Raw genomic sequence first — 16320 nt, forward strand, 5'->3', positions numbered from 1 at the left:
TTATTTTATGATGCCTAGTTCTCTAAAAACTTAATTTATTTTGAAAATTCTAAATGAATTAGCTTCCATACTAACTGATTCTACTAATTCTTCATTTGTTAAATCATATAAATTAAAAACCTTTTCATTTCTAATTTCTTCTGGTAACATTACATCCACCATTTCATTTGAATTATTTATTAAAATCGTTATATTACCTTTTGAATATACTAAAGCTTCTTTAGTACAGCAATAACTTATCCACCTATTATCTAATAACTTAAATTCCTCATACTCTTTTCTTATTCCAATAATTTTCTTCATGAATATTTGGAATTCCTTATCTTGTTTTTCATCTTCCCAAACCATGCATCTTCTATGGAATTCACGTCCCATGCCTTGTTCACCCTCCATGCCAACTTCATCCCCGTAATATATACAAGGTGAACCCGCTTGAGTAAACATAAATAAATATGCTAATTTCATTTTTTCTTTATCACCATTTGCAACTGTTAACATTCTTGGAGTATCATGACTATCCAAAAGATTAAATGTGACTTCACCTACTTGTCTTGAATATGCTACTTTATTTTCTTCAACCATATATCTAAATTTTTCTCCACTAATATCATTTAAACAAAAATATTCTTTTATAGCTTCAGTTAGAGGATAATTCATTACTGCATCAAATTGATCTCCCATAAGCCATGGCAGACCGTCATGCCAAACTTCCCCTAATATATAAACTTCCTTATTTATACCTTTAACAACTTCTCTAAATTTTCTCCAAAACACATGATCTACTTCATTACAAACATCAAGTCTCCATGCATCTATTTTCATGTCTTCAACCCAATATTTAGCTACTTTAAGTAAATGCTTAACAACCTCATTATTTTCTGTATTTAATTTAGGCATTAATGGAGTTCTACCAAAGCTTTCATAGTTAAGATTATTTCCATCTAATTCTTCTAAAGGTCTATCTACCGCAGGAAATTTCTTTATATAAAACCAATCTTTATATTTTGATTCTTCTCCATATTTAACTACATCCTGCCATTGCGCTGAAAAATATCCTAGATGATTGAACACAGCATCTAACATTATTTTAATTCCTCTTTTATGAGATTCTTCGACTAATTTCTTAAACGTTTTCTCATCCCCTAAAGTAGAATCTACTTTAAAGTAATCTATTGTATCGTATCTGTGATTAGTCGTTGCCTCAAATATAGGACATAAATATAATCCCGTTATACCTAAGTCTTCTAAATAATCAAGTTTATTTATTATACCTTGAAGATCTCCGCCCATAAAATTTTCTCCAGTTGGTTCTGTTCCCCAATCCTGAACATTTATTGGATTTATAGATTTATCCCCATTACAAAATCTATCAGGGAATATTTGGTACCATACAGTGTTTTTAACCCACTCAGGTCCCCTTGCTACATCTATGTTATTTAAATATGGAAAACAAAAGAAATCACTTAATTTACACAGCTTTCTTTCGTCACCCTCATCTCCATTTAATTCCCTACTTCCTTTTTCTGTATATAACAATGTTTCTTCATATCCCTCAAGTATAAATGCATATCTTGATCTTTTCATATCTGGTTTATATTCAATAATCCAATTATCAAAGTATTCAGTTTCACACTCCTTTCTCATAGGGTAACTCTTACCACCTACCCATACGCCTCCAGTAGCATTCATATTACCACCATCACAACCACCAGCATCCCATATATATGGATCACCAATTCTAATTATTACACTTTTAACCTCATTTTTTTTAGTTTTTACTCTTAAATGTAGTGTCTCACTATCATATCCATAAGAATAATTACTTTGTGCACTATGATAAATTGCTTCTCTTGTAATAGTTTTTTTCATATCTTCCCATCCTCTCAACTATAATTAATTTTTGAAACGTTTCCAATTTTTATATTACTGAACTTCTTTCAATAAATTTATAATCTAATCTAACATATTTTTCTACACTTTCATTTTTTATAAGCTTGTCTAACAGCGCTGCGCCATTATATCCTATGTTATACGTATTTTGCTTAATAGTAGTTAATGAAGGTGTTAAATATCTTGAGATCTCATTATCTCCACAGCCTACAATAGATATTTCATCTGGAATTTTTATATTTAACCTTTTAAGTCCCTCATATACCCCTATTGCAATATTGTCAGAAGCACAAAATATTCCATCCACATTTTTATATTCAATAATACTTTTCACTATCTTTTCTCCGAATTGTTTAGAAAATTCTCCGTATATTATGTTATCACTATTTATTTCTATACCATTGTCCCGTAGAGCTTGCTCATATCCACGAACCCTTTGTTTTGTTATATATAGACTTCTCTTACCTTGAATTGTTTTTATTTTTTTGCAGCCTTTTTTAATCATATAATTAGTAACTTCATAAGCTACCCTAAAATTATCTATACCTATATTTACTACTTTCTCTCCTTCTAAATCGCAATCGACTAATACAATTGGAAATTTTTTATCAATTAATTCTTTAACATATGGATCATTCGCTTCCATTCCATATAACAAAGCTCCCGATATGTTATTTTCCTTGCAAAATTTATAATATGATTTTCCATTTTTTATAGATTTTCCTAATGTAAATAACGATACTTCATAATCTAAAATTTCTACATAATCATATAATCCACTAAGAATTTGGAAAGGATTGAATTCTTCATTAAGCTCTTTTATTATTATTGCTATATGATTGTTATTTTTCTTTACTAAATCCCTAGCATTTTTATTTGGTATATAATCTAATTCATCAGCAGTTTTTAAAACCAATTCTTTTGTGTCTTTGTTTATATCACTATATCCATTTAGAGCTCTAGATACAGTCGAAATTGATACATGGCATTTCTTCGCAATATCTTTAATTGTATTCAAAATACTTCTCCCCCACCATTCAATAGTGTTAAATTCAAACAAATTATTTTAGTCATTTATAGAAATTTATATATATTATTATATTTTTTCCCATATTTGTTTCTTGTATAAGTATATTATTTTTTTTTAAGTTGTACAACCTAAAAATATACTTTTTTTACCGAAATCGTTTCCGGTTTATAATGTCTTTTATTTATGTATATCGAAAAAATAACTAGTCAGATTTTGATCTGTTTTGAACTATGTTTTATCACTAAACCACTTTCGCAGATTTTAGTTCTTCCGCCTATATCAAAACATCATCACAATCTTGACTTGTTATTTTTTCAGTCTGTTATTTTAATTTTGCCAATCTACTATTATTTCTCCAGTATTATTCTCTGGTACCTTGTAGGTATGATTATTTCCACTTTCCCATACAAGATTATTTCCATTTTTCTTTATAAATTTAAAGTTAATTGTTTTTCCTGCTGGAACACTTACATCAAAATACCAGTTAGGATATTGATATTCAACTTTATTGTATATTTCTCCAATCATATTATTTGCATTCCAATTTCCAAGCTCTGCAACATCACCTGATAAATATACATTTTGTCCCAAGCTAGTATTTGCATTTTTCACTACAAATCTTACTGAAACTTGTTTTCCAGTTAATACATCAAAATTTTTATATATATTTGATTTTACTCCAGATGCTGTTTGAACTATAACATTAATTTTTCCTGCATCAATATTTGGTACTATTACTTTTATTTCTTTATCATCCCATGAAACAACTTGACCTTCAGTAGTACCAAAAGAAACTTTTCCTTTTATATCGCCAAAACCTCTACCATCTACAGTAACTGTTTTCCCCGGTTCGACCATAGGACTACCTATATTACCTATAATCGGAGAGTTGTTATTTGATACATAGCTCCAAACCGCTGCGCTGCCTGCTTTTAATGTGAATTTTTGAAGTTCCCCTTTTGAATTTACATTAATATCATTTCCGGAAACTACATTTCCCAATGTATCTTTATAAATACCTTCAGGTAAAGTGGTCAATGCTCCTGATATATCCACACTTTTTGATTTATTTCTATTAACCGCAACTAAAGCAACATTATTTCCAAATTTTCTTTCATAAATATATACATCATCATTTATCCACTTTTGTTGTGTATCGCCATATGCTATAGCTGGATTATTTTTTCTCAATGGTGATAATTTCTGTATTATTTTATATGCATTTGTATTTTTATCAAATCCACTCATCATTGCTCTGTTGTTTGGATCTCCATTCCCACTCATATATTGTTCAGTACCATAGTATATAGCTGGAACCCCTCTTGATGTTAAAGTTAACACCAAAGCTTGGTCAACATTAGCTTTCGCAGTTCCCTCATTATAAAATCTATCCATATCATGATTATCTATGAATGTAACTTGATCATTAACATGTTCATATTGATTTGCAGTACTAGCTATAACTTCATTTAAACCCTGCATATTATCAGTCCCATCCCTTAATACTTCCCTAATTTTTTGTGCATACCTAAAATCTAACAAACTCATTCCACTATCATTTGCAAATTTAACATTTTTAGGATCCTGTTCCCTCTTACTTAAAAACCACTCTCCAAATGTGAAAACTTGCTTATAATCATATACAGAATCCATAAAATTCTTTTGCCAACCTTCTGGCATATGCTTAACTGCATCCATTCTAATACCATCAATTCCTGTATCTAACCATAATTTAATAGAATCTTTAAGATATTTATCAACAGTATTATTTTGAGTATTTAAATCTGCTAGATCAAATAAATTCCTATAAGTCCCATCTTCAACTGTAGAAAAATCTGTTCCTCCATTATGATTAAACATCCCATTCTTATCATTTGAATAACCAGCTAATAAATTCCCATTATCATATAACTTCCCATTTTCAGCATATGAAGGCTCATCAGGGTTAGCTGGTGATGTATGATTCGGAGCAAAATCGATAATAACTTTTATATTATTATCATGAGCAACTTTTACTAATTTTTTAAATTCTTCAATAGTCCCAAATGCTGGATTAGGCTTTTTGAAATCCCTTGCCCAATATCCATGATATGAAGTACTTCCATCAGCGAATACACTATATATATTCTCTACTGGTTGCGAAATCCATATTGCTGTTATGCCCAGATCTCTTAAATAACCATCAGTAATTTTATTAGCTATACCATTCCAATCCCCTCCAAAATATTTTTTTGGACTCTTCTTTGTTCCATCGTAAATATTTCCTTTAGGATTATTAGAAACGTTTCCATCAAAGAATCTATCCGTTACTATTTGATAAATAACATCAGTATTGTAATTTACTTTATTTTCTACAGATGCATCACTTGTGTACTTTTCCGCTGCATAAACAATTTTGGTTGGTATACATACTAATTGCTGTGCCATAATAATGCTCAGTGTTAAACAGGTTGCCTTTAACTTTTTATTCATAATTTGCCTCCTTATATTTTAATAGCATGTCCGCTATTTATATTTATGGCTTTATTATAGTTTTCCTAGTAATGGTTTACAATGAATATTTTTACAAAATCGTTTCCGGATTTTATAACAAATTTAATTATATCCCTCTATCTTTTAATAGCGTCTTAAAATTGACATTTTATTTTTGATAACGTATACTTTTTAATTGTATAATCCTATATAATTAAATTTAAAGTCAACGATTATACACACTACTAAAAAGTGAGGATAGTTTATGATAACTAATTTAGAATTAAACATTGATAGACTTGAGGATTTCTCTGGAACTGTATCTGTAAAGAAGCAGAATAAGATTTTATTAGAAAAAGCATATGGATTAGCTAATTTTAGTTTTAATGTTAAAAATAAAATTAATACTAAACATGGTATTGCTTCTGGTGCCAAACTTTTTACAGCAATCGCAATATGTCAACTAGTTGATAGTGGTTTGTTAAGCTTTGATACTTTACTAAAAGACTGTTTAAATATTAAGTATCTTAATTATGATGATCGTATAACAATTAAGCACTTATTAACACATAGTTCTGGAATCCCTGATTATTTTGAAGAAGACGATATAAATAATGTAAATGAATTCTCAGAACTGTATCAAAACCCACCAATGTACATGTTAAAAACTCCAAAAGATCATTTAAAACTTTTCAAAAATAATCCTATGGAATTCGAGCCAGGTTATAAATTCGATTATACTAATGCAGGATATATACTCTTAGGATTAATCATAGAAGAAAAAAGCGGGTTAGAATTTAAAGAATATATGAAAAAAAATATAATTAACAAATTAAAACTTAGTAATACAGGCTATTTCTCTATTGATAAATTACCTGAAGGTTGCTCATATGGTTATACAAAAGATCATAATGGGAATTTAAAGAGTAATATATACTCCATCCCTATAGTTGGTGGTCCTGATGGTGGAATTTATATAAATGTTCAAGATATGAGTAAAGTTTGGAATGCGCTATTAAACTTTAAATTATTAAGAGAAGCTACAACTAAAGAATTGCTTACACCTCATATTCACTGTGAAAATGATTGTTATTATGGCTATGGTATTTATATTATAAAAAAGGAAAATGAAATCTATAAATATTTTCTTATGGGTGGGGACCCCGGTGCAGAATTTATGTCAGCTGTGTATCCACAAAATAACGTAGAAGTAATTGTTATGTGTAATAGAGATTCTGGTGCAAATGATGTAGCCATGCTTGTAGAAAACTCACTTTGTTAAGATTTCAAAAAACTTGTTGTTAAAACTGTACTCCATAAAATAAATAGTTTTAGCAATCAATATCTATTGCAAATAATAATATACCCCCTTTAAATCAAAAAAGCTCTACTTAACTATAAGTAGAGTTTTTTCATTTTTTCTTTTTCATTTCATCTAATATTTTTTTAAAATCGTCATTTTCCACACCTAAAGCATCTTCTTTTCTTATCATTTTAGGTACTAATAATATTCCTACTCTCTTATTTTTAGGTTTTATTACATAATCTATTATTTCCCCGGAAAACTTTTTGATTTTTATTGTAATATCAATGGTGCTATCTTTTACTGTATGGAAGATATCCACTTCTGATAAAACTTTTTTATTATTTATTTCTAAAATTTTATCTCCAGTTCTTATCCCTGCACTAAATGCCGGTGAACTTGGCGCAACTTCTAAAACTGCCACCCCGACCTCATCACTTACATAAATAAATTTACCATTATCCTCTGATTTCTTTTGTATTTTCAACATAAGTTCATGAGCTAAAGGTGCATAAATGATTACTATCAACTGCCCTATTATACCAAATGTTGCAGCTTGAGCAACTATTGCTAATGTTATTCCGTATATTAATATTAACATACCTGAATGCAATGTTTTTTTTCTCTTTAGTTTTGTAAATGTTACTGCATTATAACCTATCATTCCGTATAATGGTACACATGTAATAACAGTCTTTGCTAACAGCGTTAATGTTTCTGATTTGTTTATTATGGGCCACCATGCAGGTGTAACCATAGCACTACTAGCGCCACCTGCCATTTGTGTAGTAATAGCTATAAAAATAGCTATTGGCATTGCCCAATATCTATTAAAAGAGAATCCACCAACTATTTTTCCATCTTTAGTTGAAAAAACTGGTACAGCCCCTCTATTTCCATCAACCATAACTAAAAATGCTTCTACAATATGTAAAACTCCTATAAATGTCATTAATGATACTACATTTATATTTAAGTATGATTGAGTACCGGTTGCATTTGTGATTACACTTATAAGCCCTAATATAGCACCTGAATATGAAAAACATACAAATCTTTTTTTAATAAATACCAGAAATAATGAAACCATAAATATTAACTCTATTCCTGAGTTTTGATTAAATACAATTCCTAAACTGCTTAATATAATACTACCTATAGCACCTGCAACAATACCTAATACTAATTGAGATAATGTAAGTTCTAGGGGCGAGTTTAAACTCTCCCCAACTGTCATCTTTTGCATTATAGATACTCTTCTATTTTTCATATAGAACATTATTCCCAAAATTACTAATATAATCAAATGTGCTGGATCAACTATGGCATACGCTACGGATCTTAATGTATATAATATTAACTCCATAAAGCAAGCCTCCTATTTAAGTTTTTCTCTTATTACCTCTAACCCTTTGGTAAATTGTGGATCTTTAGTTCTATTATATTCTGCCTTTAAGAACTCTTCTGGTATTTTAACCTCTATATCTGGTTTTATACCTATTTTGTGTATATTTTCTCCATTTGGAGTGTAATACTTAGATGTTGTAACTTTAAGTCCGCCTAGTCCATCTTTAAACTCTATAAGTTGTTGAACTACACCTTTACCAAAGCTATTAACTCCAATAGTAGTAGCAACTCCATAATCTCTTAAAGCGCCTGTAACAACCTCTGATGCAGATGCACTTCCACCATCAATTAAGACTACTAAAGGCATTCCTTCAGCTGTTCCACCAACAGATTTAGATTCTATCTTTTTATCGTATTTATCTATTGTGTAGGTTACAACTTTTCCTTTTGGAATAAACTGTGAAGCAACTTTAACAGATTCGCCTAAAAATCCACCTGGATTTCCTCTTAAATCAACTATTAATCCCTTCATTCCTACAGCCTTAAGTTCTACTATTTTGTTTTCAAAATCTTTAGCTACATTTTCATCAAATGATGACATTTGAATATATCCAACTGTTTCGTCAATCATTTCACCTTTTACGGCAACCATATTAACTACACCTCTGACTATTTTAATATCTATAGGTGCTTCCCCATTTCTTTCTAAAGTTAATTTGACTTCCGTACCCTCTTCTCCTTTTATAAAAGCAATAGTTTTTTCAACATTAACTTCTGTAATAGGATTATCATCAACTTTAAGTATTACATCTCCAGCTTCCACTCCTGCTTTCTCTGCTGGCGACCCTTCAATTGGAGCAACTATAGTTACCTTATCATCTTTTATTCCAATCTGTGCTCCTATTCCTACAAAATGACCTTCACTTTGTTCAACAAAAGATTTATATTCTCCTGCATTCATAAAAATAGTATATGGATCTTTCAACGATAATGTCATTCCCTTAATAGCAGCTTGTAATAACTGCTCATCATCTATTTCACCATCATACTTTGATAAAAGAGTATTCCTTACTTCAAAAAGCAAATCATACTTTTTAGTATCTTTTATTTCACCTGCAACTTCTTTATTTATACTATTTAAACTTATTCCACTAAATGCAAAGCTATTTCCTAAGTAGAAAAATCCTAAATTTGAAATAAATAAAAGTGCAACTATAGAAATTATAATAATTACTTTTTTACCTACATGCTTTTTCTTTAACCCATTATTATTTAATTCGTCCATGTGCTACTTACTTCCTCTCATAATAAATTGCTTTATTTTTTTGAATGTCCTTATACTACTAAGAACTTTCTTAATGCAGCAAAACTTCCTATAGCACCAATAACCATTCCACCTGCTAAGAATATCCATATTAATGTGCTAAATACAAATGTAACTGGTACAAGACTTACATAAAACATATTTGTTACAATAGCCTTTACAACAAATTTATATGCAAAGAATAAAAGTCCACTAGATGCTAATGACCCAATCGCTCCTATTATTATTCCTTCAATTATAAATGGCCATCTAATAAACCAATCTGTAGCTCCTACAAATTTCATTATTCCAACTTCTCTTCGTCTTGAATAAACTGTTAATTTAATAGTATTTGTTATTAGGAATATAGATACCGCTATAAACAGAATAAATAATCCCATTCCTAAAATTTTAAATCCGTCTACAACCTTAGCAATAGTATTTATTACTTCTTGTTGATTTGATACATTTTCTACCCCTACCATTTCTTTAACCGATTCGCTTATTTCAGTTGCAGATTCAGGATTTTCTAACTTTACTATAAATGAACTTGGTAGTGGATTGTTTTTTAGTGTATATCCTTGAAGCAATCCTGGATTATCAGCTAAACTTTCTTGAAAATTGTTAAATGCTTCTTCTCTCGATTCATATATAACTTCTTTTACTCCAGGTTGTTCTCCTAATTTTATTTCTATTTCCCTTTGATCCACTAGTTTTATTTCATCATTTAAGTAAACTTTTAATTCTACCTTTGAGGCTACATCCTCAATAGCATTATTAAAGTTTAATGCTACTAATATAAATGTTCCAAATACGAAGAATGTTATTAGTACTGTAACCATTGCTGCTATACTTATAGTTCTATTTCTCTTAATGCTTTTTAATGCATCTGAAATAAAATATTTTGTCGTGTTAATTTTCATCTTCGTAGGACCCCCTCTTCTCATCTCTTACAATATTACCTTTTTCTATTGCTATAACTCTCTTTTTCATATTATTAACTATCTCTTTAGCATGTGTTGCCATTAAAACAGTTGTTCCTGCTCTATTTATGTCGTCTAATAAATCCATTATTTCTTTTGCTGTTTCTGGATCTAAGTTCCCTGTAGGTTCATCGGCAATAAGTACTGATGGATTATTAACTATAGCTCTTGCTAAAGAAACCCTTTGTTGTTCTCCACCTGAAAGTTCATTTGGGAACATCTTATATTTATGAGAAAGCCCTACTAATGACAACACCATAGGTACTCTTCTTCTAATTTCCTTTTGAGATGCTTCTACAACTCTCATTGCGAAGGCTACATTTTCATATACATTTAAAGTGGGAATAAGTCTAAAATCTTGGAACACCATTCCTATTCTTCTTCTAAAATACGGTGTTTGGCGTCTTGTTAATTTAGCTACTTTCTTATCATCTACAACTATTTCTCCTACTGTCGGCTCAATTTCTTTAATTAATAGTTTTATAAATGTTGATTTCCCTGATCCTGAAGGACCAACTAAGAAAACAAATTCACCTGCTTCAATCTTGATATTTACTTCGGATAATGCCTTTACATTATTATCATATAATTTTGATACATTATTAAATTCTATCATACCTAACACCTCTCTTCAGCGCAATTTTTCTTTTTATTGAACTTATATGGCTATTATAACATAACAATTCTATCTGAAAAATGTTTTTTCGATTATTTTAAGCAATAGATATTGATATTCATATACTTATCGACTTATATTTTTAAGCATTATATCCATATTTGAATATAAAAGTAAAATAATTTTTAATGTTCTGTAAATCCTTGTCCTAACGCTTCTGTCGATTCTGTAACAGTTATAAATGCGTCAGGATTATTTTCTTTTATAAAGTTCTTTAAAGTTATAAATTGTCTTGATGTTAATACTGTATATACAATACTTGTATCGCCCCCTGTAAATCCACCTTTTCCAGCGAGTATAGTGCATCCTCTATTAATATCTTTCATAATAAAATCTACTACTAATTTTTCTTTACTAGTTATTATAAATACTTGTTTAACAGGATTGAAGCCTGCTATAAATTTATCAACTAATATACCTACTACTATTGCACTAAGTAATCCAAATAAACCAAGTTCAACTCCAAATACATACATTGCTAAAATAGTTACTGTACAATCTGTAAGCAATAACCCTTGGCCAATAGGAATATGAAAATATTTATTTATTATTTTAGCAATTATCGAAGTTCCACCTGTAGATGAACCCTGATTAAATACAATAGCTGTTCCAAGCGCTATTATTAAAGATCCAAATATACTTGCTAAGAAAAGATTCTCTGTTATGGCTCTTGGACTTAATAATTTTTCTGTAATCCACATAAATACTGCTAATAATACTGATGCATATATACTTCTTCCTCCAAAAGAACCTCCAACTAATAAAAATGCTAACGCAAATAATATTATATTAAATCCAAGTATTAAAATACTTGGTTCTATATTAAATACTGAATTTAAAACTAATGCTAATCCTGAAATTCCTCCGGATGCTATTAAATTAGGGAAAAAGAAATATTCTAAGGCAAATGTAATTATTGCTACCGCTATTGTTATCCATAAATACTCTTTGGCTTTTACCAATATTTGATGTATTTTTTCTTTATTCTTTTTCATTTTTTATCTCCCTTTTTTCTTATAGTGTATCTTCAAATAAATAACTAGTCATTATCCTTTTTTAACTAGCTATTTATTCTACAATGCCCTATTAATCTTCTTTTATTCCTTTAAACCCTTCACCCATAACTTCATGAACTTCTCCAACTGTTATAAATGCTTTTTCATCTACTTCTATTATGTGCCGTTTTAACTTTATAAACTCACTTCTTCCAAGGACAGCATAAATTATAGTTGTTTCTTTTCCTGTAAATCCACCTATTCCCTTTACAAACGTACATCCTCTATTTAAATCTTGTAATATATATTTACTTATTTCTTCACTTTTTTCACTTATTATAGTTACTTTTTTACATAAATTGAAACCTTCTATTGCATTATCTATAGCTATTCCAGTTATTATTACTGAAAGTAATGCGTAACAGCCCTTATCTAACCCAAATGCCATTATTCCAAAAGCTATAATTACTAAATCTACAAATACCAACGATTTACCAATATCTAAATGCAGGAATTTATTTAGTATTTTTGCTACTATATCTGTTCCTCCAGTTGATGCATTTAAACTAAACACCATAGCCATCCCTATTGCTGAAATAAATGTACCTGATAATGTTGCTACTAATAAATCTGCTGTTATAGCATGTGGTACAAGAAATTTTTCTATAATCCACATACATATAGATAATCCAAAACTTGCATATATTGTTTTGGATCCAAAGTTTCCACCAATAACAAAGAATGCTACCCCAAATAATATTATATTTATTATAAAGACTAATGGACCAGCTGATATAAATGGAAAATAGTTATTTATTATAATAGCGAGTCCAGTAACTCCTCCAGCAGCTATTTCATTTGGTATAAAAAAGTATTCCATTGCAACTGCTACTAAAATTACCCCAATTGTAATTAATGAATATTCTTTAAAATTCTTTTTTATCATAACCATCCTCCTTGTACAATAAAGCATTCATTTTCTTGAAGATTTTTTAGTTATTTTTGAAAATTAACTAGTCCATATGCCAGTCTATTTTTTAGATTCCTTATCTTTCCTCGATATACTATTTTTTATCCCTTTATTATTATTATAAATTTATTAAACTCCTTTTCTAATTATATTACGTAGCTATCTACTTTGTAATCATAATTTAATCTATTTAAGTTAAATTTACCTATCTTACTATATTTAAACCATTTTTTTATTATTTTAGCAAAAATAATAGTCGCAGAATATTCTTCTGCGACTATTTGGTAGTAAAAATAACTATTTTATTTATTCTATATATTAATTATCTTTTTAACATTATTGATTTTTTGACTTTTTCAACTATTGCTTCTGCTGTTAAACCATATGCTTTTAATAACTCTTCTGGCTTACCACTTTCTCCAAACACATCATTAACTCCGACTTTTAATACTGGAACTGGATATTCTTCGCCTAACGCTTCTGCAACCGCTGATCCAAGTCCACCGATAATACTATGTTCTTCTACAGTAACTATTGCATTTGTTTCTTTTGCTGCATTTACTAGCAACTCTGTATCTAATGGTTTTAATGTATGAATGTTTATAACTCTTGCATTAATACCCTCATTTGCTAATATATCACTTGCTTCTAATGCAGTCTGAACCATTATTCCTGTTGCTATTATAGTAACATCATTACCTTCTTTTAAAGTTACACCTTTTCCTAACTTAAATTCATAAGTTTTAGCATCGTTTATAGTGCTAACTGGAAGTCTTCCAAGTCTTACATAACAAGGACCATCAAATTCAGCTATTGCCTTTATTGCAGCTTCTGTTTCAACATCATCTGCAGGACATATAACTGTCATGTTTGGTATGCTTCTCATTAATGCCAAATCTTCTATAGCTTGGTGTGATGCTCCATCTTCTCCTACTGTTAAACCAGCATGAGTTGCACATACTTTAACATTTAGTCTCGGGTAACATAATGAATTTCTTATTTGTTCAAAAGCTCTTCCAGCTGCGAACATTGCAAATGTACTTACAAATGGTATTTTACCACAAGTTGAAAGACCTGCTGCAACTCCCATCATATTTGCTTCTGCAATTCCCATATTGAAAAATCTTTCAGGACAAACTTCTTTAAAATCTGCTGTCTTTGTTGACTTTGAAAGATCAGCATCTAGTACTACTACATTTTCATTTGTTTTAGCTAATTGCGCTAAAGCCTTTCCGTAAGCTTCTCTTGTTGCTACTTTCTTACTCATTATCTGTCCCCTCCAATTTCTGTTAATGCTTGCATGCATTGTTCCTTGCTTGGTGCAGTTCCATGCCAAGATGCCTTGTTTTCCATGAATGAAACACCTTTACCTTTAACTGTTTTGCATATTATAGCAGTTGGTTTATCTGTACATGCTTTTGCTTTTTCTATTGCTGCTAATATCTCATCCATGTTGTGTCCATCTATTATAATAGTATTCCACCCGAATGCTTCGAACTTTGTATCTATTGGTGATGGATTCATAACCTCTTCTATATTTCCATCTATTTGTAATCCGTTAAAATCTATAAATGCTGTCAAATTATTTAATTTATAATGAGCTGCGCACATTGTAGCTTCCCAAACTTGACCTTCCTCTAATTCTCCATCACCCAAAATTGTGTAAACTCTATATGATTTATTATCAATTTTTCCAGCTAGTGCCATTCCTACAGCTGAAGAAATGCCTTGTCCAAGTGAACCAGTAGACATATCTATACCTGGTAAACATCTCATACTTGGATGCCCTTGAAGTCTTGAACCTATTTTTCTTAAAGTTTTAAGTTCTTCTACTGGGAAATATCCCTTTCTAGCTAAAGCACTGTATAATACTGGTGCTGCATGACCCTTTGATAATACAAATCTATCTCTATTTTCATCTTTAGGATTGTTTACATCTATATTCATTTCTCCAAAAAATAGTGCTGTTACTATATCAGCTGCTGACAGTGAACCACCTGGGTGTCCTGATGCTGATTCTGTTAACATAGAAACTATATCACCACGAACTGTTTTAGCTATGGCTTTTAATTCTTGAACATTTTTTTTCATTTTGTATCCTCCTAAGATATTGTTTTCTTTATTATATTGCCCTGTTTATCTAAAAATATTTTATCACATTTTCTAACAATTGTACATTATATTTATATATATGTTGTCTTTTTATCTTTTTACACCTATATAGTATACACTATATAACTATATTTTGATTAATTATGCTTTCTAATTTCATATGCATACTTTTAACCCTGAAAACTTCTGTAGTTTTATTTGTATATATCTATCTCAAAGAATTAATTTTGTTTAATAGTTATAGAATATTCTTTAGTTGTACTCCAAGCACTGGAATAGTAGTTGTTCTTATTAAAAATATCCTCTCTGAAAACTCTATTTTATCCTTGGCTATACAATACTTCCATTGCTTATACTGAATTATTAGATATATAAATGTATATTTAGTAGTAAAATTACTATAACTAAATTATATCATAATATATAGAATATAAATTTTATAATATCCTATTAAATAAAAAAAAGAGGCCTAAGCCTCTTCAATTTATATTAAAATAAATAACATAGTAATAAACTACTAACCCACTATTTATTTTAGTGTAATAATTATATATCAGATAATTTTTTATTTAATTTCTTAAGTAAGGTTTAAACTGACAATTAGTGATTTATTCACCTTTTTCATATCAGCATCAGTCATATGACCAATTTTTTCTTTTAACCTTCTCTTGTCTAATGTTCTAACTTGTTCTAATAGAACTACGGAGTCTCTGCTTAATCCATACTCTTCTGATGAAATTTCGACATGTGTTGGCAACTTAGCCTTATTTATTTGTGACGTAATAGCTGCAACTATAACTGTTGGGCTATATTTATTCCCAATATCATTTTGAACTATAATCACCGGTCTAATTCCACCTTGCTCTGAACCAATAACAGGACTTAAATCCGCATAAAAAATATCCCCTCTTTTTACTACCATAGTCGTCATTAGAAATCTCACACTCCGCAAAGCCAGTTCTCATATTCATTAATATTTGCATTTTCGCACTCGAAAGGAATATTAGCAATTTCCAAATTAATTTCTGCCATTTCTTTATAGCCCTTTTCCATTAATATTAAAAAACTTGCTTTATATTTTTGTTCATTATATTCTATTAAACTACATTCAATAAATTTACTCTTTTTTGTACTATTTAAAAATTTATTTCTCAACCCTAGTGCTTTAACATAATTTGACATAATTTACCCCCTAGGTTGTAACATTTCTTTATATGTAAATTATATTGCAAATTATGT

The 16320-nt window shown here is 29.6% G+C and carries 14 protein-coding genes; 1 reads left to right on the top strand and 13 read right to left on the bottom strand.

All coding sequences use genetic code 11. The features are described from left to right. Positions 1 to 30: 30 nt before the first annotated feature. The 3 genes from BLS77_RS07285 to BLS77_RS07295 form a co-directional block, all read right to left on the bottom strand. On the bottom strand, positions 31 to 1869 hold the full coding sequence (locus BLS77_RS07285; protein ID WP_089967471.1) for a glycoside hydrolase family 13 protein: 1839 nt from the start codon (positions 1867 to 1869) through the stop codon (positions 31 to 33). Between the two features lie 49 nt (positions 1870 to 1918). Next, the gene (locus tag BLS77_RS07290; RefSeq protein ID WP_167866066.1) at positions 1919 to 2908 is read right to left on the bottom strand and encodes a LacI family DNA-binding transcriptional regulator; all 990 of its coding nucleotides are present in this window, start codon (positions 2906 to 2908) and stop codon (positions 1919 to 1921) included. 339 nt (positions 2909 to 3247) lie between these two features. After that, positions 3248 to 5392 (bottom strand): alpha-amylase family glycosyl hydrolase, encoded by a 2145-nt coding sequence (locus tag BLS77_RS07295; protein ID WP_089967476.1) that lies wholly within the window; start codon positions 5390 to 5392, stop codon positions 3248 to 3250. Positions 5393 to 5657: 265 nt separating this feature from the next. Between BLS77_RS07295 and BLS77_RS07300 the strand changes: the two genes are divergently transcribed. After that, positions 5658 to 6674 carry a serine hydrolase domain-containing protein gene (locus BLS77_RS07300; protein ID WP_089967478.1) on the top strand — a complete coding sequence of 339 codons (1017 nt, stop codon included), beginning with the start codon at positions 5658 to 5660 and terminating at the stop codon, positions 6672 to 6674. Positions 6675 to 6804: 130 nt separating this feature from the next. On the opposite strand, the gene BLS77_RS07305 is transcribed toward BLS77_RS07300, so the two are convergent. From BLS77_RS07305 to BLS77_RS07350, 10 genes are all read right to left on the bottom strand, one after another. Beyond that, complete coding sequence (locus BLS77_RS07305) at positions 6805 to 8061, bottom strand: PDZ domain-containing protein (RefSeq protein ID WP_089967481.1); 1257 nt, start codon at positions 8059 to 8061, stop codon at positions 6805 to 6807. A gap of 12 nt (positions 8062 to 8073) precedes the next feature. Continuing rightward, on the bottom strand, positions 8074 to 9327 hold the full coding sequence (locus BLS77_RS07310; RefSeq protein WP_089967484.1) for a S41 family peptidase: 1254 nt from the start codon (positions 9325 to 9327) through the stop codon (positions 8074 to 8076). 50 nt (positions 9328 to 9377) lie between these two features. After that, positions 9378 to 10268, bottom strand: a complete 891-nt coding sequence (gene ftsX / locus BLS77_RS07315; RefSeq protein WP_089967487.1) for a permease-like cell division protein FtsX — start codon at positions 10266 to 10268, stop codon at positions 9378 to 9380. Next, complete coding sequence (ftsE, locus tag BLS77_RS07320) at positions 10258 to 10944, bottom strand: cell division ATP-binding protein FtsE (protein WP_089967490.1); 687 nt, start codon at positions 10942 to 10944, stop codon at positions 10258 to 10260. Before ftsE ends, ftsX begins: the two co-directional genes overlap by 11 nt. Positions 10945 to 11129: 185 nt before the next feature. Beyond that, positions 11130 to 11999: a YitT family protein gene (locus BLS77_RS07325; protein WP_089967493.1), complete on the bottom strand. Its 870-nt coding sequence runs from the start codon at positions 11997 to 11999 to the stop codon at positions 11130 to 11132. A gap of 91 nt (positions 12000 to 12090) precedes the next feature. Further along, positions 12091 to 12945: a YitT family protein gene (locus BLS77_RS07330; RefSeq protein WP_089967496.1), complete on the bottom strand. Its 855-nt coding sequence runs from the start codon at positions 12943 to 12945 to the stop codon at positions 12091 to 12093. Positions 12946 to 13291: 346 nt separating this feature from the next. Beyond that, complete coding sequence (locus tag BLS77_RS07335; protein ID WP_089967499.1) at positions 13292 to 14236, bottom strand: transketolase family protein; 945 nt, start codon at positions 14234 to 14236, stop codon at positions 13292 to 13294. Further along, positions 14236 to 15060 carry a transketolase gene (locus tag BLS77_RS07340; protein WP_089967502.1) on the bottom strand — a complete coding sequence of 275 codons (825 nt, stop codon included), beginning with the start codon at positions 15058 to 15060 and terminating at the stop codon, positions 14236 to 14238. Before BLS77_RS07340 ends, BLS77_RS07335 begins: the two co-directional genes overlap by 1 nt. A 598-nt stretch (positions 15061 to 15658) precedes the next feature. After that, entirely contained in the window at positions 15659 to 16012 is a 354-nt protein-coding gene (locus BLS77_RS07345; protein ID WP_089967506.1) for a type II toxin-antitoxin system PemK/MazF family toxin, read from the bottom strand. A gap of 8 nt (positions 16013 to 16020) precedes the next feature. Continuing rightward, positions 16021 to 16263 (bottom strand): hypothetical protein, encoded by a 243-nt coding sequence (locus BLS77_RS07350; RefSeq protein ID WP_089967509.1) that lies wholly within the window; start codon positions 16261 to 16263, stop codon positions 16021 to 16023. Positions 16264 to 16320: the final 57 nt, after the last annotated feature.

It is taken from the genome of Clostridium gasigenes, assembly GCF_900104115.1.
Classification (GTDB): domain Bacteria; phylum Bacillota; class Clostridia; order Clostridiales; family Clostridiaceae; genus Clostridium; species Clostridium gasigenes.

Bases quoted from the DNA above. Each gene is read 5' to 3' on its own strand.
- BLS77_RS07285 (WP_089967471.1), bottom strand. From the start codon at position 1,869: ATGAAAAAAACTATTACAAGAGAAGCAATTTATCATAGTGCACAAAGT.
- BLS77_RS07295 (WP_089967476.1), bottom strand. From the start codon at position 5,392: ATGAATAAAAAGTTAAAGGCAACCTGTTTAACACTGAGCATTATTATG.
- BLS77_RS07300 (WP_089967478.1), top strand. From the start codon at position 5,658: ATGATAACTAATTTAGAATTAAACATTGATAGACTTGAGGATTTCTCT.
- BLS77_RS07305 (WP_089967481.1), bottom strand. From the start codon at position 8,061: ATGGAGTTAATATTATATACATTAAGATCCGTAGCGTATGCCATAGTT.
- BLS77_RS07310 (WP_089967484.1), bottom strand. From the start codon at position 9,327: ATGGACGAATTAAATAATAATGGGTTAAAGAAAAAGCATGTAGGTAAA.
- ftsX (WP_089967487.1), bottom strand. From the start codon at position 10,268: ATGAAAATTAACACGACAAAATATTTTATTTCAGATGCATTAAAAAGC.
- ftsE (WP_089967490.1), bottom strand. From the start codon at position 10,944: ATGATAGAATTTAATAATGTATCAAAATTATATGATAATAATGTAAAG.
- BLS77_RS07325 (WP_089967493.1), bottom strand. From the start codon at position 11,999: ATGAAAAAGAATAAAGAAAAAATACATCAAATATTGGTAAAAGCCAAA.
- BLS77_RS07330 (WP_089967496.1), bottom strand. From the start codon at position 12,945: ATGATAAAAAAGAATTTTAAAGAATATTCATTAATTACAATTGGGGTA.
- BLS77_RS07335 (WP_089967499.1), bottom strand. From the start codon at position 14,236: ATGAGTAAGAAAGTAGCAACAAGAGAAGCTTACGGAAAGGCTTTAGCG.
- BLS77_RS07340 (WP_089967502.1), bottom strand. From the start codon at position 15,060: ATGAAAAAAAATGTTCAAGAATTAAAAGCCATAGCTAAAACAGTTCGT.
- BLS77_RS07345 (WP_089967506.1), bottom strand. From the start codon at position 16,012: ATGACGACTATGGTAGTAAAAAGAGGGGATATTTTTTATGCGGATTTA.
- BLS77_RS07350 (WP_089967509.1), bottom strand. From the start codon at position 16,263: ATGTCAAATTATGTTAAAGCACTAGGGTTGAGAAATAAATTTTTAAAT.